Origin of the sequence: Aeromonas sp. DNRA1, assembly GCF_963888745.1 — a bacterium.
GTDB classification, from domain to species: domain Bacteria; phylum Pseudomonadota; class Gammaproteobacteria; order Enterobacterales; family Aeromonadaceae; genus Aeromonas; species Aeromonas hydrophila.
The window spans coordinates 567,726-588,079 of the sequence record NZ_CAWPKQ010000001.1 but is presented as its reverse complement, the minus strand read 5'-3'; the positions used below and the strand labels follow the sequence as shown (position 1 = coordinate 588,079).

Sequence of the window (20,354 nt, the reverse complement as noted above, 5' to 3'; positions counted from 1 at the left end):
AGTCTAAGTCCATTGTTGACATAACTAAGGGCCCCGCCTCGGGGCCCCATATAAAAAAAGCCAAGAAAATCCAACCTTTACTTCAAATGAGAGCAGCAGTTATGAACTTGAAACATTCTCTGTTAGCCATTGCCATGTCTACCGTTTTCGTCAGCCAGGTACAGGCAGCCGATGCCGCCAAGCAAGCCGTGGTCGATTCCCTCGCCAGCAACCTCGTCGTCAAGTACGAAGTCGTCACCAACGACGGTGCCGGTGCCGGCCTCGACTGCCAGGCGCTGGGCTCCGAGTGGGCGAGCTGCGGCGTTGCCAAGCTGCACCTGACCAATACCGGTGCTGACGTCACCTCCAAAGACTGGAGCATCTATGTCTCCTCCATCCGTCGTATCCAGCGGGTGGACAACGACCAGTTCACCATCACCCACCTGACCGGTGACCTTTATCGTTTGACGCCAACCGAGAAGTTCCAGGGCTTTGCCAAGGATGCCACGGTCGAAGTGCCGCTGGTGGTGGAGTACTGGGTACTGTTCGAATCTGATATCATGCCGAACTGGTATGTCGCCAGCGAAGGTGCCGAGCCGAAAGTACTGGCCAGCATGAGCAACATCGACGATGCCAGCACCTACGAGAAGCCGATGCCGGCCGATGGCTGGAAGCGTACCAAGGATGACAAGAACATCCTGATGAATAGCGAAACCCGTTTCGCGGCCAACCAGACCAGCACCCTGCTGCCGGCTGGCAAGGTCGACAACCAGATCCTGCCGACCCCGATGAAGCAGGTGGTCAAGGCCGGCCCGCAGGTCGACTTCTCCACCATCAAGCTCAATGCCCTGGATCTGCCGAGCGATCGCGCCGAGGCCCTGAAGGCTCAACTGACCAAGCTGGGTGTTACCCTCTCCGACACCGGCTACCCAGTGACCATCAAGCTCGGCAGCAAGCTCAAGCAGGCCGAAGGCTACGACATGACCATCGGCCAGAAAGGCACAGTAGTTCAGGGTCATGACATCGAAGGCGCGTTCTGGGGGGCCCAGTCCCTGATTTCCCTCTTGGGGGTCAACGACAAGCTGGTCAGCCAGATGCACGTCGAGGATGCGCCGCGCTTTGAATACCGTGGCATGCAGACCGACGTGGCCCGTCACTTCAGAAGCCCCGAGACTCTGAAGAAGCTGGTTGACCAGATGTCCGCCATGAAGCTCAACGTGCTGCATCTGGGGCTGACCAACGATGAAGGCTGGCGTCTGGAGATCCCGGGCCTGCCAGAGCTGACCGACGTCGGCAGCCAGCGTTGCCACGACGAGTCCGAAACCAAGTGCCTGATGCCGCAGCTGGGCTCCGGCCCGACCAGCGACAACCAGGGTTCCGGTTTCTACAGCAAGGCCGACTACATCGACCTGGTACGCTATGCCAAGGCCCGCGGTGTGACCGTGATCCCGGAGATCAACATGCCGGCCCACGCCCGTGCTGCCGTGGTCTCCATGGAAGCGCGTTACAAGCGTCTGATGGCTGAAGGTAAAGAGACCGAAGCCAACCAGTTCCGTCTGACCGACCCGGCCGATACCTCCAACGTCACCTCGGTGCAGTTCTACGACAAGATGTCCTTCATCAACCCTTGCCAGCCGGGCGCTGCCACCTTCGTGGCCAAGGTGATGGATGAAGTTGCCCAGATGCACCAGGCCGCCGGCCAGCCGCTGACCGCATGGCACTACGGTGGTGACGAGGCGAAGAACATCATGCAGGGCGGTGGTTATCAGGATCCGGCTGTCACCAAGAAAGAAGAGCTGGTGGCATGGAAAGGCAACGTCGATTCCAGCAAGCAGGACAAGCCGTTCGGCAAGTCCCCGATGTGCCAGAAGATGATCGACGATGGCAAGATCAAGGACGTAGCCGAGCTGCCGGTTTACTTCGCCAAGGAAGTGGGCGAGATGGTCAAGGGCCACGGCTTCTCCACCCTGCAGGCCTGGGAAGATGGTCTGAAATACGCCAACAGTGCCAAGGACTTCGCCACCGACAACACCCGTGTCAACTTCTGGGAAACCCTCTACTGGGGTGGCTTCAATGAAGCGATGAAGTGGGCGCACAAGGGTTATGAAGTGGTGCTCTCCAACCCGGATTACCTCTACTTCGATTTCCCGAACGAGGTACACCCGGCTGAGCGTGGCTACTACTGGGCAACCCGTTTCAATGACACCCGCAAGGTGTTCGCTTTCGCCCCGGAAAACCTGCCGCAGAACGCCGAGACCTCGGTTGACCGCGACGGCAACGCCTTCGTGGCCAAGGGTGACCAGGATCCGGTCAAGTTCAAAGGGATCTCCGGTCAGCAGTGGAGTGAAACCGTGCGTACCGACGCTCAGTACGAGTACATGGTTTACCCGCGTATCTTCTCCATGGCTGAGCGTGCCTGGCACAAGGGCGGCTTCGAGCTGAACTATGTGAAAGGTCGCGAGTTCTCCGGCGAGACCAAGTATGTCAACAAGGCCACCCTGAACAAGGAGTGGAACCAGTTCGCCAACGTGCTGGGTCAGCGCGTGCTGCCGAAACTGGACCAGGCCGGGGTGGAATACCGCCTCTCCGTACCGGGCGCCAAGGTAGTGAACGGTGTGCTGGAAGCGAACGTGGACCTGCCGGGTCTGCCCATCCAGTACAGCCTGGATGGCAAGAGCTGGAGCGCCTACGACGCTGCCGCCAAGCCGACCGTGGATGGCAAGGTCTACCTGCGTACCACCAGCTTCGATGGCAAGCGTACCAGCCGCGTCACCGAGCTGAACTGATAGCTCTCAATCCATAACGCAAGGTGGGTCGCAAGACCCGCCTTTCCCAAGGGCGATGACCATCGGGCTTGGGAAAGGTTGACTGTGCGTGTGAGCCTTTGTTGTGTGTGTATTGTCTGTTTTTGTTTTTCATCACCTTGAACCCCGCCTCGCGCGGGGTCTTTTTTTTCGCCAGTCAGTCAAACCGGCCACCAGTGCAGGGCGTTTTGCGGCGCCAGTACCCCGAAACGGGCAAATTCAGGTTGAGACAGGGCGCGTAATGAGGGATCATATCCGGCTTGACGGCGGGGGTATGAGGGTGCCAGCCGGCACAACTTCCGCCAGTGACGCATTTTTGAGGTGAGCCATGAGTCAGGCGAACAGCCCAACTAACTTTATTCGTCAGATCATTGATGAAGATCTGGCCAGCGGTAAGCACAGCAGCGTGCATACCCGTTTTCCGCCCGAGCCGAACGGTTATCTCCATATCGGTCACGCCAAGTCCATCTGCCTGAACTTCGGCATCGCCCGCGACTACCAGGGCCAGTGCAACCTGCGCTTCGACGACACCAACCCGGTGAAGGAAGATATCGAGTACGTTGAGTCCATCAAGCAGGACGTACAGTGGCTCGGCTTCCAGTGGAACGGCGAGATCTGCTACTCCTCCGACTATTTCGACAAGCTGCACGGCTATGCCATCGAGCTCATCGAGAAGGGCTTGGCCTACGTGGACGAGCTCTCTGCCGAGCAGATGCGCGAATACCGTGGCACCCTGACCGCGCCGGGCAAGAACAGCCCGTTCCGCGATCGTTCGGTGGCCGAGAACCTGGCCCTGTTCGAGAAGATGAAGAACGGCGAGTTTGCCGAAGGCTCCGCCTGCCTGCGCGCCAAGATCGACATGGCATCCCCCTTCATGGTGATGCGCGATCCCGTCATCTATCGCATCAAGTTTGCCCACCACCACCAGACCGGTGACAAGTGGTGCATCTACCCGATGTATGACTTCACTCACTGCATCTCGGACGCCCTGGAAGGGATCACCCACTCCATCTGTACGCTGGAGTTCCAGGACAACCGTCGTCTGTACGACTGGGTGCTGGACAACATCACCATCGATTGCCATCCCCGTCAGTACGAGTTCTCCCGGCTTAACCTCGAATACACCGTCATGTCCAAGCGCAAGCTGAACCTGCTGGTGACCGAGAAGCACGTGGACGGTTGGGACGATCCGCGCATGCTGACCGTCTCCGGTCTGCGTCGACGTGGCTACACCCCGGCCTCCATCCGCGAGTTCTGCAAGCGCATCGGCGTGACCAAGCAGGACAACATCGTCGAGATGAGCATGCTGGAAGCCTGTATCCGCGAAGATCTCAACGAGAATGCGCCGCGTGCCATGGCCGTGCTGCACCCGGTCAAGGTGGTCATCGAGAATCTGGCCGCCGACGAAGTGCTGACTGCCCCGGCCCACCCGAACAACGCTGAGATGGGCACCCGTACGCTTCCCTTCACCCGCGAGATCTTCATCGATGAAGCGGATTTCAAAGAAGAAGCCAACAAGCAGTTCAAGCGACTGGTGCTGGGCAAGGAAGTGCGCCTGCGCAATGCCTACGTCATCAAGGCCGAGCGGGTCGAGAAGGATGCCGATGGCAAGGTCACCTGCATCTACTGCTCTTACGATCCCGAGACCCTGGGCAAGGATCCGGCCGATGGTCGCAAGGTGAAAGGGGTGATCCACTGGGTCAGCGCCACTCACTCCCTGCCAGCCGAAGTGCGCCTCTACGACCGTCTGTTCAAGGTGCCGAACCCGGGCGCCGAAGAGGACTTCGAAGCGGCCCTGAATCCGGACTCCCTGGTGATCATCGAGGGTGCCCGTGTCGAGGCTTCGCTCAAGAACGCCAAGCCGGAGCAGGCTTACCAGTTCGAGCGTGAAGGTTACTTCTGCGCCGACAACAAGCTCTCCAGTCCGGAGCATCTGGTGTTCAACCGCACCGTGGCCCTGCGCGACGTGTGGGGCAAGGCCGAGGCCTGATAACAGAAGAGGGCAGGGGAGACCCTGCCCTTTCTTGATCTGGGAGCTTGCTTACGATCTGTGGCGAGATGCCAGCAAGGTGAAGCCGCACAGGAACCGGCGCGTATAGAGAGACGTGAGGGGTCCGAGCAGCAGATGAACCTTGATCACGACCTCGGAGCAAGAGCGTAAACGGCTTCTAAACGACGGACACAAAAAAGCCAGCGTGATGCTGGCTTTTTATTGTCTCTGTCTGGCGGGTCAATCTTCGTGCTTGCACTCGCCGGCGGCGCAGTGGCCGTACAGATAGAGGCTGTGATTGGTCAGCCGGATGTTGTGCTGCTGGGCGATATCGCGCTGGCGCTGCTCGATCACCTCGTCGGAGAACTCGATCACCTTGCCGCAGTCGAGGCAGACCAGGTGGTCGTGGTGTTCCTGGGTGGCCAGTTCGAACACCGATTTGCCCCCTTCGAAGTGGTGACGGGTAACTATACCGGCATCATCAAACTGGTTGAGAACGCGATAAACGGTAGCGAGACCAATCTCTTCACCCTGGTCGATCAGTCGTTTGTACAGATCTTCCGCACTGGTGTGCTGGCAGTCCGGCTGTTGCAGGATTTCCAGGATTTTGACACGGGGCAAGGTGATCTTGAGCCCGGCCTTTTTTAACGCTTGGTTGTTGTCTGCCATATTCTATTTATTCGCATTCTCGAAGGTGTGGTTATTCTGATTGACTGCCGCTGGAATGGCAACCACGAACTCGCTTGGCCTGTCATTATAGGTCGTAGCTCACCTAAAAATAAACCCAGTAATTCAAGGGCTTTAGCGCAGATGGCGCCATCCGGTGGAATTGGCCAGATTCTCGTGACGGCTTGCTCGTTTGGTGAATGTTGATAAAATGTAACCTTCTTCACTGTCTGGTCGGATGAGATCCATGGATTGGCTTTTTGACAATGCGGCCTGGGTGCGCCGTGCCCTCAACGCCTGGCCCCCCTTCTGGGGCGCCGGCATCAAGATAGAGACATTGAGCGATGATTTCCGCTTCTGCCGGGTCACCCTCAAGTCCCGCTGGTGGAACAAGAACGCCAACCGTACCCAGTTTGGCGGCAGCATGTTTGCGATGACCGATCCCATCTATCCGCTGATGCTGATGGGCTATTTCAAGAACCGTTATTACGTCTGGGACAAGGCCGGCAGCATCAACTACATCAAGCCAGGCAAGGGCAAGCTGGTGGCCGAATTCAACCTGACCGACGGCAAGCTGGCTGCCATCGTGGCGGCGACCGACGGGGGAGACAAGCACTTCCCCGAGTTCGAGGTGACGGTGCAGGATCAGAGCGGCGAGCTGGTGGCCCAGGTCAAGCGCACCCTCTATGTGCGGGCCAAACCGGAGCACAGGAGTGGCGAGAGAGCATGAGCCAGAAAACAACAAGGGCCCCGCGGGGCCCTTGTTGTCAGAGAGGCTGGCGAGCCTGGATCACTCCAGCTCGGCCAGGCACATCTCTTCGTGCAGCTGCTTGCACCAGCCCTTGACGCGCTCGGCGGTCAGCTCCGGCTGGCGATCTTCGTCGATGCCCAGACCCACGAAGTGCTTGTCGTCCACCAGTGCCTTGGAGGCTTCGAATTCGTAGCCGGCGGTTGGCCAGTTGCCGATGACGATGGCGCCTTTGGCTTCGACGATGTCACGCAGGGTGCCCATGGCATCGAGGAAGTACTCGGCATAGTCTTCCTGATCGCCGCATCCGAAGATAGCGACCAGCTTGTTGGTGAAGTCGATCTCTTCCAGCTCGGGGAAGAAGTCGTCCCAGTCGGCCTGGGCTTCGCCATAGTACCAAGTCGGGATACCGAACATCAGCAGATCGAAGCTGTCGATGTCGGCCTTGCTGCTCTTGGCAATGTCACGGACTTCAATCAGTTGTTTGCCCAGTTCTTTCTGGATCATCTTGGCGACAGCTTCGGTATTACCGGTATCGCTGCCGAAAAACAGACCTACACTAGCCATAGTGTTTAGTTACCCGTATCTGGTGTTAATGCTTAACGGTCAGATTGTGATGCCTGCAGCATGTGCAGACTCAATCTGTTGCTTCAGGATAGATTGGATCAGCTCGGCTCGGCTGACGTTCTGTTGTAACGCAAGTTGGTTCAGGCGTTCCAGCAACTCGGCCTCCACCTTTAACTCTACCCGCTTCAAACCGTTCTCCCGATCGCGCTTGAGCTGGTTGCGCTTGTTGATCTTGAGCTGGGTCTCGCGGGGGAGTGGGTTGGTCTTTGGCCTGCCGGGGCGCTTCTCATTTGCGAACAGATCCAGTGTTGTTCGATCAGTTTGCTGTTTGGCCATACATCACAGATGAAAATAAGTTAGCCGATGCCTGAGCCTTCCCAGCCCAGTTCGATCAGCCCCTTGGCGACAAAACCTGCACAACCCAGGAAGAGTACCAACCAGACGATGAGTCGGCCGAAACGGGGCACGTTGCCGCGTTTGAGCACGTCCTGAATGGCCAGGCCAATCAATACGAAAATGGCCACAAAGAATAACTTCAGGCCCAGACTCTCAATCAGGTCGATATGTTCACTTAGCATGGATTGCGCACACTCCTTATGACGGGCGCACTATATCACAAAGGATTTGAAACTGTTAACCGCCTGTCGACAGGAAATCCACAACCAGTTTGTTGAACAAAACCGGCTTTTCCGCGTGCAGCCAGTGACCGGTGCCGGCGATGACCCGGGCCTTGGCGGCGGGAAATTGCGCCATCACCGTCTCGGTATGCTCGGGCTGCATGTAGTCGGAATCCCCCCCCTTGATGAACAGTGCAGGCCCCTCGAAACGGCTCTGTGCATCGGGCCAGCCCATGATGTTGGCGTAGTTGTGCTCAAGGGCCGGGACGTTGAAACGCCAGCCCCAGCCGTGCCCGGTTTTGGCAAACGACTTGAGCAGGAACTGGCGCACGCCGGCGATCTCGATGTGCTGCGCCAGGATGGCTTCCGCCTCGCTGCGGCTTTGCGGAGCGAGTTTGAGGGTGGCGTTGAGGCCGGCGAACACATTCTGGTGGCGGGCGTGGGGGTAGGCGACCGGCGCGATATCGGCTACCACCAGCTTGGCAACGCGTGTTGGCGCGAGCTTCGCCAGCTGCATGCCCACCTTTCCCCCCATGGAGTGACCCACGATGGCCACCTGCTCAAGCTCGAGTCGATCCAGCAGAGCGAGCAGATCGGCGGCCTGGGCCGGGTAGCTCATTTCATCGGAGTGAAAGGAGGCGCCGTGGTTGCGCAGATCGACGCTGATGACCCGGTATTGTTCGCTCAGCGGGCGCGCCAGCAGGCCGAGGTTGTCGAGGCTGCCAAACAGCCCGTGGATCAGCACGACGGGCTGGCCCTGGCCCTGCTCCTTGAAGTTCAATAATGGGTTTTGTTGCAAAATGACACCTTGTCGGTCGTGAGTGTGTTGCTCGTTGTTATTTAACACACTGGAAAGAAAAGGATTTCACTCATTGCGGAGCAAAAAAGTGTGGTTTTTTTTCTAAAAAAAGTCTGCCAGATCGGCTATCAGTGCGACGGATCACACACTTGGCCCGCTATTATGCCGTATTCTCGATGAGATTCATGCACATCTGTCCGCCCCTTGCTTGGGCTGCCGGGTTTGCCTATGTATAATCGCCGCATCCGAATTTCGACGAGTCCAGCGCATCCCTATGAAAACCATCGAGCTTGATGACGATCTCTACTTCTATATCGCCAGCCAGACCCGGCACATCGGCGAGAGTGCCTCCGATATCCTGCGCCGCCTGCTGGAACAGCCCGCCAACCAGGCTGCGCCGGTTGCCGAGCCGGTGACGACGGCCCAGCCGCACGCCGTGGCCGATGCCATGGGGCTGGAGGCGCTGCTCGACTCCGGCGAGCTGCAAAAAGAAGAGAAGTCCATCAACCGCTTCATGCAGGTGCTCAGTACCCTCTACCGGGATGACCCGGTCGGGTTTACCCAGGCCACCGAAATCAAGGGGCGCAAGCGCGTCTATTTCTCGCGGGATCCCGATGCTCTGCGCGCCAGCGGCAGCACCACCAAGCCCAAGCCGGTGCCACAAACCCCGTTCTGGGTGATCACCAATACCAACACCAGCCGCAAGCAGAACATGGTGGCCCAGCTGATGACCAGCATGGGGTATGGCGATGAGGTGATCGCCCGGGTGTGCGGCGCAATTTAACGCTTCATCAGACTCAGGCCTTGCCGGGCAAGGCCGCCATCAAGCAAGGACAACGCCATGGCACAGCATTCCCACGCCGGTCAGCCGGCCCGTTTGAGCGACCTGACCAACATCCCCCGTCTGGTCAGCGCCTACTACCTCAACAAGCCCGACATGAGCCGCCCCGAGCAGCGGGTTGCCTTCGGCACCTCCGGTCACCGCGGCAGCGCCCTGCACAACGCCTTCACCGAATCCCACATCCTGGCGGTGACCCAGGCGCTGGTGGAGTATCGCCAGCAGGCCGGCATCACGGGCCCGCTGTTTGTCGGCATGGATACCCACGCCCTGTCTGAATCCGCCTTTGCCAGCGCGGTGGAAGTGCTGGCGGCCAACGGCGTCGAGACCCGCATTCAGGCCGGTCTTGGCTTCACCCCGACCCCGGTCATCTCCCACGCCATCCTGCGCCACAACGCGGGCAAACCGGCGGCCCTGGCGGACGGCGTGGTGATCACCCCGTCCCACAACCCGCCGGAAGACGGTGGCTTCAAATACAACCCGCCCCACGGCGGTCCCGCCGAAGGGGAGATTACCAAGTGGGTGGAAGATCGTGCCAACGCCATCCTTGAGGCGAACCTTGCCGGCGTGAAGCGGATGCCGTTCGCCGAGGCCCTCAAGAGCCCGTTCGTGGCCCTGCACGATTATGTCACTCCCTATGTGGATGACCTGAAGAACGTGCTGGACATGGAGGCCATCAAGCAGGCCGGCATCAAGATCGGTGTCGATCCGCTGGGCGGCTCCGGCGTTGCCTACTGGGACGTCATCGCCAAGACCTATGGTCTGAACATCGAGGTGGTGAACTACAAGGTCGACCCGACCTTCTCCTTCATGACCCTGGATAAAGACGGCAAGATCCGGATGGACTGCTCCAGCCCGTTTGCCATGGCCAGCCTGATTGCCCTCAAGGACAAGTTCGACATCGCCCTTGGCAACGACCCTGACTACGACCGTCACGGCATCGTCACCAAGTCGGGCCTGATGAACCCGAACCACTATCTGGCGGTGGCGATCCAGTATCTGTTTACCCATCGTACCGGCTGGTCCAAAGAGGCTGCGGTCGGCAAGACGTTGGTCTCCTCTTCCATGATCGACCGGGTTGCCGGCGAGATTGGCCGCACCCTCAAAGAGGTGCCGGTCGGCTTCAAGTGGTTTGTGGATGGCCTCTACAGCGGCGAGTTCGGCTTTGGCGGCGAGGAGAGCGCGGGCGCCTCCTTCCTGCGCAAAGACGGCACCGTCTGGACCACCGACAAGGATGGCTTCATCCTGGCGCTGCTGGCAGCGGAAATTCTGGCGGTGACCGGCAAGGATCCGCAGGCCCACTACGATGCACTGGAAGCCAAGTTTGGTCGTTCCAGCTATCGTCGCATCGATGCCCCGGCCAACAGCGCCCAGAAAGCGGTGCTCTCCAAGCTGGATCCGGCGCTGGTGGAAGCCTCTACCCTGGCCGGCGAGCCCATCGTCGCCAAGCTGACCAAGGCACCGGGCAACGATGCCGCCATCGGCGGCCTCAAGGTGGTGACCGAGAACGGCTGGTTCGCGGCGCGCCCCTCCGGCACCGAGTCCATCTACAAGATCTACATGGAGAGCTTCAAGGGCGAGGCGCACCTGGACCTCATTCAGCAGGAAGCCCAGCAGATCGTCTCCGCCGCCCTGGCCAAAGCCGGGGTCTGAGTTCGACTCAAGCACCCGCGGAATGTGAAAGAGGAGCCTTGATGGCTCCTCTTTTTTATTTCGCTTGAGCTGGATGGTTTGTGCTCACGGCTTGCTGCATTGGTCGGTGCTTGCCCGGCGGGCCTGCCAGCGCTTGAAGAAGGGGCGGGCCGGCAGCTTCATCAGGAACAGAGAGAGCAGGATCACCCCGATGCCGAGCCATTGGCGAGCATCCAGCGTTTCCCCCACCATCAGCACGCCGCAGGAGACCGCCACCATGGGGTTGGTGAGGGCCAGCATGCCCATCACCTCCGGGCCGTGGCGCTTGAGCCCCCACAGCCAGGCCCAGTAGGCCAGCGCCGTGTTGAGCAGGATCAGCCAGAGCAGGCCGGGAACGCTTGCCGGCTGAGGCAACGGCATGGGACCGGCCAGCCACCAGGCGAGCGGGATCAGCATCAGGCCGCCTAGCAGCAGTTGCCAGGCGGTCAGCGCCAGCAGATCGCTGACCGGCCAGCGCTGCATCCAGCGGCTGGACTGGCCGATGAGCAGGGTGGCTAGCAGGGCGCAGGTGACGCCGACAGGGTCCAGATTGGCGGAAGGGTTGAGCAGCAACAAGACTCCGCCCAGCCCCATCAGGCCCAGCAGCAGCCATTTCAGGGACGGCCTGACGCCATCTTGCAACCAGGCCAGCAACATCAGGACCAGCGGCAGGGTGGCACCCAGGGTGCCCGCCACGGCCCCGGGCAGCCGGAAGGCGGCCACGAACAGCAGAGCAAAAAACGCAGCGATGTTGCAAAACGCCAGCAGGCACTGCTTGCCCCAAGGCAGGGGCGGCAGACGCGGGCGTACCAGCAACAGGAGCAATCCGGCCGGCAATGCCCGCCACACCGCCACCCAGTAGGGGGAGTAGTCGGTCAGATAGAGGCTGACGACGGCATAGGTGCTGCCCCAGAGCAGGGGGGCCAGCAGGGCGATCAGCATGGGCATCAATTTGTCTCTTTATAAAGTATCTTTAAGTGAAGATAAATTAGCCTCAAATTGGTTTACCATCAAGTATCTCGATAAAAAGATAAGTGGCCGAAGATGGAATCAGATCATGTAGACCTGCTGCTGGCCCAATGGGCCCGGCAGCGACCGGATCTCGACTGCTCTCCCATGGGCGTGCTGGGGCGGGTGGCGCGGATGGCGGCGATCGCCGGACGGGAGGTGAGCGAGGAGCTCAAGGAGTGCGGCCTGCTCGGCAGCGACTTCGACATTCTGGCGACCCTGCGCCGGGCCGGCGAACCGCTCACCCCGACCGTGCTCTATCAATCCGCCATGTTGAGCTCGGGGGCCATGACCGCCCGCCTCGACAAACTGGCAGAGCGGGGCTTGGTCGAACGCCAGGCGGCCCCGAGCGATCGACGTAGCCTGCTGGTCTGTCTGACCGACGCGGGCCGCGAAATGGTTGACCGGGCGGTGGAGCGGCACGTGGCCAACGAGCGGCGCCTGCTGGCCCCATTGACCCCGGCCGAGCAGGAGCAGCTGGCCGCCCTGCTCAAACGCTGGCTGCTGGAAAACGAATAAAAAACGGGCCCGCGGGCCCGTTTTTGGTGTTGCCAAGTTTTGGATCAGTAACCGCCGCGGGCATCCTTGACCGCTAGCCCCAGCTGCCACACCGCCATGGCGTAGTGGGTGCTGTGGTTGTAGCGGGTGATGGTGTAGAAGTTGGGCAGGCCGTACCAGTACTGATAGCCGGTGCCCACATCCAGGCGCAGCAGGCTCGCCTCGCTGTGGTTGCCAAGGGTGCTGGTGGGGGTCAGCCCTGCGCGGCGCAGGGAAGCGACCGGGTAGCGGGTCTGGAAGCCGTGCTCATAGCCGGGCAGCTGGCCCTGACCGCGCACCGCCACCGGTTGCCCCTTCTCCCAGCCATGAGCCTTGAAGTAGTTGGCGACGCTGCCGATGGCATCCACCGGATCCCACAGGTTGGTGTGGCCGTTGCCGTTGAAGTCCACCGCGTAGCGCTGGAAGCTGGAGGGCATGAACTGGCCGTAACCCATGGCGCCGGCGTAGGAGCCCTTGGGTTCGGTGGGATCCATCCCCTCGTCGCGGGTCATCACCAGGAAGGATTCCAGCTCGCTGGTGAAGAACTCGGCCCGGCGCGGGTAGTCGAACGCCAGGGTCGCCAGCGCATCCAGGATGCGGGTCTTGCCCATCACCCGGCCCCAGCGGGTCTCCACACCTATGATGCCGACGATGATCTCCGGCGGCACCCCATACACCTGCTGGGCACGGTTGAGCTCGTTCTCGTACTCACGCCAGAAGCTGACGCCGTTCTGTACGTTGTCCGGGGTGATGAACTTGGCGCGGTAGCGATTCCAGGCGCCGGTCGGGCCGGTGGGCGGCGTGGTGGTGGGGGCCTGGGCATCCATCAGGCGGATAATCCAGTCATAGCGCTCGGCCTGGGCCAGCACCCGGTGCAGCTCGGCGCCGTCGAAACCGTGCTTTTGCACCATCCGCTGCACGAAGTTGTCCACGTTGGCGCGATTGGCGAAGTCTCCCTTGCTGACACCCGGCTGGCTCACCTGCCCGTAGAAGGGTTTGCTCGGCGGCGTCTGGTTGATGAAGGCGCTGTTGGGCTGGGGCTTGACCACGGGCTTGGCAGCCGGCGTGCTGCTGCAGCCATAGAGCATGGGAAACAGGGAGAGGGTGAGCACGGAGACAAGGCGACGCATAAGGTTCTCATGAGCCTGAAAAAGAGTGTCGCCATGGTAAAACATTGTCGTCCATGCGCAAGTGTTCCGTAGCGGGCCCCTTACGCCGTCCCGCCTCAACGCAGGGTGTGGTAACCGCTCCAGAGCCGGGTCAGGGTGGTGATGGCGCAGAGCAGGGCAAAGCCGTAGGCGAGCGGGGCGAAGGCTGCGGGCCACAGGCACATCAGCACGAACAGGGCGATGGTCTCGCTCCCCTCGGTGAGACCGCCCAGATAGTAGAGAGACTTGTGGTGGTAGACCGGATTGTCGATGCCCCGCTTGCCCGCCATGATGGCAAACGCCAGAAAGCTCGAGCCGGTGCCCATGAAGGCAAACAGCAGGGTGGCGGCGGGCAGCGCATTGGCGGGGGCGGCGAGGGCAAAGCCCAGCACCACGGCGGCGTAGAAGATGAAGTCGAGTGTGATGTCGAGAAAGCCGCCGCAGTCGGTGATGCCGGTTTCCCGCGCCACGGCGCCGTCGAGCCCGTCCAGCAGCCGGTTGAATAGGATCGCCGCGAGCGCCCACTGATAGCAGCCAAAGGCCAGCAGCGGCAGCGCCAGCATGCCGATGGCAAAGCCGGTGAGGCTTATCTGGTTGGCGCTGACCCCGGCGCGGCAGAGCGGTTTGGCGAGCCGGGTGAGGGGGCTGCGGATAACGGGGATCAGGTGGCGGTCAAACAAGGTGAACTCCTCGGTCAAAAACGGGATTCGGTGATCTGAAGTATGGTGCCCGGCGCGTCCTCTTCGTCGTGGGTCACCAGAATGGCGGGGATGGCCAGCGCCTTGATCTGGGCGAACACCAGTTCGCGAAAGGCGGCCCGCAGCGGCTTGTCGAGGCGGGAGAAGGGTTCGTCCAACAACAATGCCTCGGGTTCGGCCAACAGGGCCCGCAACAGGCTGACGCGAGCCTTCTGGCCGCCGGAGAGCGCTCCCGGCAGTTTGTCTGCCTGACTTGTCAGATCCACCTGCGCCAGCGTAGCCACCGCCTTTTCCCGCCGCGCCCGGTGCCCCTTCACGCTGGCCGGCATGCCGAACATCAGGTTCTCGGCCACCGTCAGGTGATCGAACAGCAGATCATCCTGAAACAGCATGCCGATACGCCGCGCCTGGGGCGGCAGCTGGGTGAGACGGCGCTCGCCAAGGGTCACTTCCCCCTCCAGCCGGATCGGGCCGCTTGCTGGCAGTACCCCCGCCAGCGCCGCCAACAGCGAGCTCTTGCCACAGCCGCTGGGCCCCATCAGGGTCAACACCTCCCCGGGGGCCACCTGCAGGGTTGGCAGCGAAAGCAGCCGGTTTTCCTCCAGATAGAGGCGAAGAGGCGTGGTGCTCAGCATATGGCTGTTTCCATCATGAGAGTTCATCGTGAGCTGCCCCCCTTGAGCGCCGGATTGAGTTGCGCTGGCAGCCTGAGCGCCAGCAGATAGATAACGAGCGGCAGCAGCAGTTGCAGCAGGCCGTAGAGGCCCGCCAGCCGCCGATTGAGGCCGCTGCCGATGGCCACCGCCTCGGTGGTGATGGTGACCACCCGGCCTGCGCCAAACAGCAGGGTCGGCAGGTATTGGGAGAGGCTTACCGCAGCCCCCACCGCAAAGGCAAACAGCAGCGGGCGCGCCAGCAGCGGCGCTTTCACCTGCCACCAGGCTCGCCACGGCGTTGCCCCCAGCAGCAGGGCGCTTTGGGTGATCCGCGGGTCAAACAGGCGATAGGGGCCGTGCAGGCAGAGATAGACATAGGGAGAGACAAACAGCAGTTGGCTCCAGAGCACCCAGCTCCAGCCAATGCCATCGCCCCCCCATCCGAGACTGAACCAGTCCACCCCGAGACGGATGCCGAACAGTAGGCTGGCCTGCGGCAGCAGCAGCGGCAGGCAGATGAGCCAGAGCGGCCAGGGGCGACGGCCCGCCTGTGCCTCCAGACTCAGCACCGCCATCGCCAGCCCTATCGCCCCGCTTGCCAGCGCCAGCAGTATGCTGCTGGCCAGCAGCGGCGACAGGGTCGGCAACAGGTCGAACCAATAACGGCCGCTCCACTGGCTCGGCCAGAGGGCGGGAAAGGGCCAGCGCCGGGCCAGCGACCAGAGCAGCAACGCCCCCAGCACCGCCAGATTGATGGCGATCAGGGCCGCCACGCTGCCGGTGGCAAGGGTGTGGCCAAGAGCGCTTGGTTTTGAGCGTCTGCCATCGAGCCAGCCGGGTTTGCCAAGAGCTCGATGAGCCAGCTCCAGCAACCGCAACAGGGCCAGCAGCAGAGCCGTGATGGCGAGCAGCAGCAGAGCGCCGCTGGCAGTGGCACCGCGCCAGAGAATATCCGGGTCCTGATACCAGAGCCACAGGCGAACGGCCAGCGGGGCGGGGGCATCGGGCCCGAGCAACTGGGCCAGATCCACTACGGCTACCCCGTAGGCGGCCACCGCGTAGAGGGGCAGGCGCAAGGCAGGCCAGAGCGCAGGCAGCAGCAGGCGCCACCAGATCTGTGGGGCACTGAAACCCAGACTCGCCCCCAGCCACTGCTGGCGTGCCACCCTGGCGGGGTCTTGCGCACCGAGTGCCATCAGCAGCAGGAAGGGGGTCTCCTTGAGGGTCAAGGCGAGAATGAGCCCAAGCCCGGCGGGATCGCGCAGGGTCTGCCAGTCGGGAGGCAGTTCAAATCCGGTGAGGGTCGGCGAGAGCAGGCGCAGCAACCAGCCGGAGGGGGCGAGCAGAAAGGCAAAGCCGATGGCAAATGCGACATGGGGCAGCGCCAGCAAGGGCGAGAGCAACCGACGCAGCCAGCCGAAGGCCCGGCTGTCACTGTGGGCCAGCAGCAGGGCGGTCAGCAGCAGGCTGGTCAGGGTCGAGGCAGCGCCAATCCACAGACTCAGCAGCGCCGAGTGCCACAGGCCCGGTTGGGCCAGCAGCAATTGCAGATGGGGTCGGGTCAGCCCCTCAGCCAGCAGCAGCCACCCCCCCGCCAGCAATGGAAGGCCAAAAACCAGAGCACACCCTGCGGTGAACAGGGGGCGCCAACCGAGGGGAGCGTAGCCAAACCGGCTCATCAGTGGCCGTAGCGCTCGGCCCAGGCGGCTTCGAGCCTGAGCTGCCAGCTGGGGTGGGGCTCTGCCACGGCCTTGAAGCGCAGAGCCGGTTGTCCCTTGGCGGGGGCCGGCAGGGCATCGCTGCGCAGCACGCTGGGATCACCCCAGTACGCCGGGTCGGCCTTGCGCGCCTGAGCGGCAGGGCTTAGCAGGAAGTTGGCGACTACCTTGGCCCCCGCGCGGGCGTTGGCGTTGAAGGGGATGGCGAGGAAGTGGCTGTTGGTGAGCGACCCCTTTGCCATGGCGACCGCCTCGACGCTGGGGGGCAGGGCACCAATCTGGGCGGCGCTCTGCGCCTCCTGCGGGTTGAAGCTGATGGCCATCGCCAGCTCGCCATCATCGAGCAGCTGGCGGGTTTCGGCGGCGCTGGCCGGAAACAGCTTGCCCTTGCGCCAGAGTGCCGGGTGCAGCTCATCGAGCCAGGCCCAGAGTGGGGCTGTGACCCGGATGAATTCCGCATCGGTCGCCTCCCGATAGAGAGGGGCGGGGTCCGGCGTCAGCTCCAGCAAGATCTGCTTGAGGAAGCTGGAGCCGTGAAACTGGGGCGGTTTGGGGTAGGTGAAGCGGCCGGGGTGGGCTTTGGTCCAGGCAAGCAGGGCCGCCGCCGAGGTGGGCAGCTGTTTGACCTCTTCGCCGTTGACCATCAGGTTGAGCTGGCCGATACCCCAGGGGGCTTCCAGCCCCTCCACCGGCACGGTGAAGTCCTCACTCACCGGCAGGCTGCCATCGACCAGCGCCATGTTGGGCAGCTCCCGGGTAAAGGGGGCGCCGAGCAGCCCCTGCTCCTTGAGCGCCTTGAAGTTCTCGCCGTTGACCCAGAGCAGGTCGATGGGGCCGCCACTGCGCTTGCCCGCCTGCTTGTTGGCCAGCAGTTGGCTGACGCTCTGGGCGATGTCGTCCACCTTCACCTGCACCAGTTTGACCTGGTATTCGCGCGCCAGCTCCTGGCCGGCCCACACCAGATAGGCGTTGATCTCCGGGCTGCCGCCCCAGGCGTTGAAGTAGACGGTCTGCCCCTTGGCCTCCTCGAGGGTCTGCTGCCACTGCGGGCTGTCGGCGGCGTTGGCCTGGGTGAAGAGGAGGCTGCCTGCCAGCAGGGGCAGGGCGCGCAACAGCTGTTTGAATAAGGGCAATGAGTGTCGCATCTGGGTTACCTGGAGTTGGGTCAGGCGCCGCGGCGCCAGCGGTGATAACGGGTCAGCAGCGCCAGCAGGGTGGCGGGCTGACGGGCCCGTCGCCACTCGCCCGCCAGATACTTGTTCCCCTCCATCAGGGTGGGGTAGGAGTGGATGGTGGCGAGGATCTTGCCAAGCCCCAGTCGGTGGCGCATGGCGAGCACGAACTCGGCGATCCGCTCGCCGGCGTGAGTGCCCACCAGGGTGGCACCCAGGATCTGATCCTTGCCGGGTACGGTGAGCACCTCGATAAAGCCCTGACGCTCGCCGTCGGCGATGGCTCTGTCCAGCTCGGCCAGCTCGAAGCGGGTCAGCTCGAAGGGGATGCCCTGCGCCCTGGCCTCTTTCTGATTGAGGCCGACCCGGGCGATTTCGGGGGTGGTGTAGATGGCCGCCGGCATGACCCGATAGTCGGCCCGAAAGCGCTTGAACGGGCTGAACAGGGCATTGATTGCGGCATACCAGCCCTGATGGGCGGCGGCATGGGTGAGCTGGTAAGGGCCCGCGACGTCCCCCACCGCCAGAATGCTGGGGAAGTTGGTGGCGAGGAAACCATCGACCGCCACCGTGCCGCGTGGCGTCAGCTCCACTCCCAGCGCTTCGAGCCCGAAGCCGCTGACGTTGGCGACCCGGCCCAGCGCCAGCAGCAGCTGATCGCCTTCAACTATTTGCGTCTCGTCGCCCCGGCGCAGTTGCAGCTGGATGGGGAGATCCCCCGCAGCCGCAGGCAGATAGTCGGCTCGCTCGGCGCGCCAGCCGGTGAGCACCCGCACGCCATCGCGGGCCAGCTGTTCCGCCAGCAGCTCGGCCACCTCTCGCTCTTCGCGGGGCAGCAGTTGATCCGAGAGCTCCACCAAGGTAACTGGCACCCCGAGCAGGGCGAAACTCTGGGCCAGCTCGCAGCCGATGGGGCCGCCGCCCAGCACCAGCAGCTGGCGCGGCGCGGTGCGCAGTTGCCAGAGGGTGTCGGAGGTGAGCCAAGGCACCTGCTCAAGGCCCGGCAGCGTGGGCACCAGCGGCCGGGCGCCGGTGGCGAGCACGATATGGCGGCTGGCAAGGCGCTGACCGTTCACCTCCACCTCCCAGGGGGAGACCAGCCTTGCCTCCCCTTGGATGCACTCCACCCCCAGCCCCTGATAGCGTGCTACCGAGTCGTGGGGTTCGACCTCTTTGATGACGCGGACGACCCGCTCCATCACGGCGGCGAAATCGGCGCTGGCCTGGCTTGGGGCAAAGCCCAGTTCACTGGCCCGGCGCTGCTCGGCGGCAAAGCGGGCGCTTCGGATCAGCGCCTTGGAGGGGACGCAGCCGCTGTTGAGGCAATCGCCCCCCATCTTGTGCTTCTCGATGAGCGCCACCTTGGCCTTCACCGCCGCGGCGATATAGCTGGTCACGAGGCCGCCGGCCCCGGCGCCAATCACCAGCAGGTTGTAGTCATAGTGTTTTGGCTTGCGGTAGGGGGCGTGCAGCCGATGCAGGGCGAGGCGCCGCTGCAGGCCCTTGAGCAGCATCGGCATCAGCCCGAGCAGGGTCAGCGCCACCATCAGGCCGGGGGAGAGGATATTGCCGGTGCTGGTGAGGTTGGCGAGCTCGCTGCCCGCCAGCACGTAGACGAAGGTGCCGGGCAGCATGCCAAGCTGGCTCACCCAGTAGTAGGTGCTGACTCTGATGGGAGTGAGCCCCATCAGCAGGTTGACCAGAAAGAAGGGGAAGATGGGGATGAGGCGCAGGCTCAGCAGATAAAGCGCCCCTTCCTTCTTCATGCCGGCCTGCAAGCTGGCCAGTTTGTCGCCAAAGCGCCGCTCGACCCAGTCGCGCAGCAGAAAGCGGGCACTGAGAAAGGCCAGGGTCGCGCCAATGCTGCTGGCAAAGGAGACCAGCAGCAGCCCCCAGGCGACGCCGAACACGGCGCTGCCGGCAAGGGTGAGCAGGCTGGCACCGGGCAGGGAGAGGGCTGTGCTCACCACGTAGACGGCGACGAACAGCAGGGCGGCGCTGACGAAATGGCGATCGACCAGAGCGGCCAGCTCGGCCTGACGGGCCTGCAGCTGGGGCAGGCTCAGGTAGTGGCCAAGGTCGAAGGCGAAAAAGGCGCCGATGAGGCAGCCCATTACCAGCACCAGCAGCAGGCGGGAGCCTCTCATCAGGCGTCCTTGCTATCTGGCTGGGCTGGCCGTTCGGGCTGCACCGGCAGTTGGCAGAAGCCCTGCGGGGCGATATCGAGGGCGGCGTTGAACTTGGCCGACATGTTCTGGAAGGCGATGAGGCCGGTGAGCTCCACCATGGCGTCGTCGTCGAACCAGGGCTTGAGGCGGGCGGCCTGCTCATCGCTGACCCCATCCAGCCCGGTCATCGCTTCTGTGTAGTCGAGCACCGCTTTCTCCCTCTCATCGAACAAGGGGCTTTCGCGCCAGTTGGCGAGTGCCTCCACCTTCTCGCTGGAGCCCGCCCGCTTGATGAGGGTCATGGCGTTGATGTCGACGCAAAAGCGGCACCAGTTGAGCTGGGAGACCCGCACCGTCACCAGGGAGCGCAGCACGGGGTCGATGGGGGAGCGCTTGCGGTTGATAACGCCATAGAGGGTGGCGACGGCGGCAAACAGGCGCGGCGAGCGGCCCCAGCACTTGCCCGGAATTAGCACCTGGCCGTAGTTGCGCTGTTGCAGCCAGAAAAAGGGGCGGATGAACCAGGCATATTCCCGATCGGGCTTGACCTCGACGCGCATGGATGACCTT

19 protein-coding genes are annotated in these 20,354 nt (G+C 62.6%); 6 read left to right on the top strand and 13 right to left on the bottom strand.

Translation table 11 applies throughout. From position 1 onward, the window contains the following. The first annotated feature begins 101 nt into the window (after window positions 1-101). Both AACQ43_RS02660 and glnS read left to right on the top strand, forming a co-directional pair. Window positions 102-2,765 carry a beta-N-acetylhexosaminidase gene (locus AACQ43_RS02660; RefSeq protein ID WP_168965777.1) on the top strand — a complete coding sequence of 888 codons (2,664 nt, stop codon included), beginning with the start codon at window positions 102-104 and terminating at the stop codon, window positions 2,763-2,765. A 346-nt stretch (window positions 2,766-3,111) separates the two neighbouring features. Next, window positions 3,112-4,773 (top strand): glutamine--tRNA ligase, encoded by a 1,662-nt coding sequence (gene glnS, locus AACQ43_RS02655; RefSeq protein WP_168965775.1) that lies wholly within the window; start codon window positions 3,112-3,114, stop codon window positions 4,771-4,773. 240 nt (window positions 4,774-5,013) lie between these two features. Here the strand turns inward: glnS and fur are convergent, their stop codons facing one another. Then, window positions 5,014-5,442 (bottom strand): ferric iron uptake transcriptional regulator, encoded by a 429-nt coding sequence (fur, locus tag AACQ43_RS02650; RefSeq protein ID WP_011705427.1) that lies wholly within the window; start codon window positions 5,440-5,442, stop codon window positions 5,014-5,016. 244 nt (window positions 5,443-5,686) lie between these two features. Between fur and AACQ43_RS02645 the strand changes: the two genes are divergently transcribed. Beyond that, entirely contained in the window at window positions 5,687-6,169 is a 483-nt protein-coding gene (locus AACQ43_RS02645) for a DUF4442 domain-containing protein (protein ID WP_016350215.1), read from the top strand. 60 nt (window positions 6,170-6,229) lie between these two features. On the opposite strand, the gene fldA is transcribed toward AACQ43_RS02645, so the two are convergent. The 4 genes from fldA to AACQ43_RS02625 are packed head-to-tail and all read right to left on the bottom strand — an operon-like array spanning window position 6,230 to window position 8,152. After that, window positions 6,230-6,754 carry a flavodoxin FldA gene (gene fldA, locus AACQ43_RS02640; RefSeq protein ID WP_011705429.1) on the bottom strand — a complete coding sequence of 175 codons (525 nt, stop codon included), beginning with the start codon at window positions 6,752-6,754 and terminating at the stop codon, window positions 6,230-6,232. 39 nt (window positions 6,755-6,793) lie between these two features. Further along, window positions 6,794-7,090 carry a LexA regulated protein gene (gene ybfE / locus AACQ43_RS02635; protein ID WP_011705430.1) on the bottom strand — a complete coding sequence of 99 codons (297 nt, stop codon included), beginning with the start codon at window positions 7,088-7,090 and terminating at the stop codon, window positions 6,794-6,796. A 20-nt stretch (window positions 7,091-7,110) separates the two neighbouring features. Next, entirely contained in the window at window positions 7,111-7,332 is a 222-nt protein-coding gene (locus AACQ43_RS02630) for a DUF2788 domain-containing protein (RefSeq protein ID WP_011705431.1), read from the bottom strand. A 55-nt stretch (window positions 7,333-7,387) separates the two neighbouring features. Beyond that, on the bottom strand, window positions 7,388-8,152 hold the full coding sequence (locus AACQ43_RS02625) for an alpha/beta fold hydrolase (RefSeq protein WP_168966476.1): 765 nt from the start codon (window positions 8,150-8,152) through the stop codon (window positions 7,388-7,390). Window positions 8,153-8,444: 292 nt separating this feature from the next. On the opposite strand from AACQ43_RS02625, the gene seqA reads away from it, so the two are divergent. Together seqA and pgm are read left to right on the top strand one after the other, a co-directional pair. After that, on the top strand, window positions 8,445-8,954 hold the full coding sequence (gene seqA, locus AACQ43_RS02620) for a replication initiation negative regulator SeqA (RefSeq protein ID WP_077095586.1): 510 nt from the start codon (window positions 8,445-8,447) through the stop codon (window positions 8,952-8,954). 57 nt (window positions 8,955-9,011) lie between these two features. Continuing rightward, on the top strand, window positions 9,012-10,661 hold the full coding sequence (pgm, locus tag AACQ43_RS02615; RefSeq protein WP_168965773.1) for a phosphoglucomutase (alpha-D-glucose-1,6-bisphosphate-dependent): 1,650 nt from the start codon (window positions 9,012-9,014) through the stop codon (window positions 10,659-10,661). Between the two features lie 84 nt (window positions 10,662-10,745). Here pgm and AACQ43_RS02610 read toward each other — a convergent pair whose 3' ends face one another. Continuing rightward, entirely contained in the window at window positions 10,746-11,627 is an 882-nt protein-coding gene (locus tag AACQ43_RS02610; protein WP_168965771.1) for a DMT family transporter, read from the bottom strand. 96 nt (window positions 11,628-11,723) lie between these two features. Here AACQ43_RS02610 and AACQ43_RS02605 point away from each other — a divergent pair, with 96 nt between their 5' ends. Then, on the top strand, window positions 11,724-12,206 hold the full coding sequence (locus AACQ43_RS02605) for a MarR family winged helix-turn-helix transcriptional regulator (protein ID WP_042066627.1): 483 nt from the start codon (window positions 11,724-11,726) through the stop codon (window positions 12,204-12,206). A 44-nt stretch (window positions 12,207-12,250) separates the two neighbouring features. On the opposite strand, the gene mltB is transcribed toward AACQ43_RS02605, so the two are convergent. The 7 genes from mltB to AACQ43_RS02570 all read right to left on the bottom strand — a co-directional run bounded on the left by mltB (window position 12,251) and on the right by AACQ43_RS02570 (window position 20,344). Continuing rightward, entirely contained in the window at window positions 12,251-13,354 is a 1,104-nt protein-coding gene (gene mltB, locus AACQ43_RS02600; protein ID WP_011705439.1) for a lytic murein transglycosylase B, read from the bottom strand. A 95-nt stretch (window positions 13,355-13,449) separates the two neighbouring features. Continuing rightward, a complete protein-coding gene (locus AACQ43_RS02595; RefSeq protein WP_168965769.1) occupies window positions 13,450-14,052 on the bottom strand; it encodes a CDP-alcohol phosphatidyltransferase family protein in 603 nt (200 codons plus the stop codon). A 14-nt stretch (window positions 14,053-14,066) separates the two neighbouring features. After that, window positions 14,067-14,705 carry an ATP-binding cassette domain-containing protein gene (locus AACQ43_RS02590; protein WP_168965767.1) on the bottom strand — a complete coding sequence of 213 codons (639 nt, stop codon included), beginning with the start codon at window positions 14,703-14,705 and terminating at the stop codon, window positions 14,067-14,069. 23 nt (window positions 14,706-14,728) lie between these two features. Beyond that, the gene (locus tag AACQ43_RS02585) at window positions 14,729-16,405 is read right to left on the bottom strand and encodes an ABC transporter permease (protein ID WP_168965763.1); all 1,677 of its coding nucleotides are present in this window, start codon (window positions 16,403-16,405) and stop codon (window positions 14,729-14,731) included. Then, window positions 16,405-17,589 carry an ABC transporter substrate-binding protein gene (locus tag AACQ43_RS02580; RefSeq protein WP_168965761.1) on the bottom strand — a complete coding sequence of 395 codons (1,185 nt, stop codon included), beginning with the start codon at window positions 17,587-17,589 and terminating at the stop codon, window positions 16,405-16,407. The genes AACQ43_RS02585 and AACQ43_RS02580 overlap by 1 nt, the downstream gene beginning before the upstream one ends. Window positions 17,590-17,609: 20 nt before the next feature. After that, on the bottom strand, window positions 17,610-19,763 hold the full coding sequence (locus AACQ43_RS02575) for an FAD-dependent oxidoreductase (RefSeq protein ID WP_168965758.1): 2,154 nt from the start codon (window positions 19,761-19,763) through the stop codon (window positions 17,610-17,612). Next, the gene (locus AACQ43_RS02570; RefSeq protein WP_168965756.1) at window positions 19,763-20,344 is read right to left on the bottom strand and encodes a carboxymuconolactone decarboxylase family protein; all 582 of its coding nucleotides are present in this window, start codon (window positions 20,342-20,344) and stop codon (window positions 19,763-19,765) included. The genes AACQ43_RS02575 and AACQ43_RS02570 overlap by 1 nt, the downstream gene beginning before the upstream one ends. Between the last annotated feature and the right edge of the window lie 10 nt (window positions 20,345-20,354).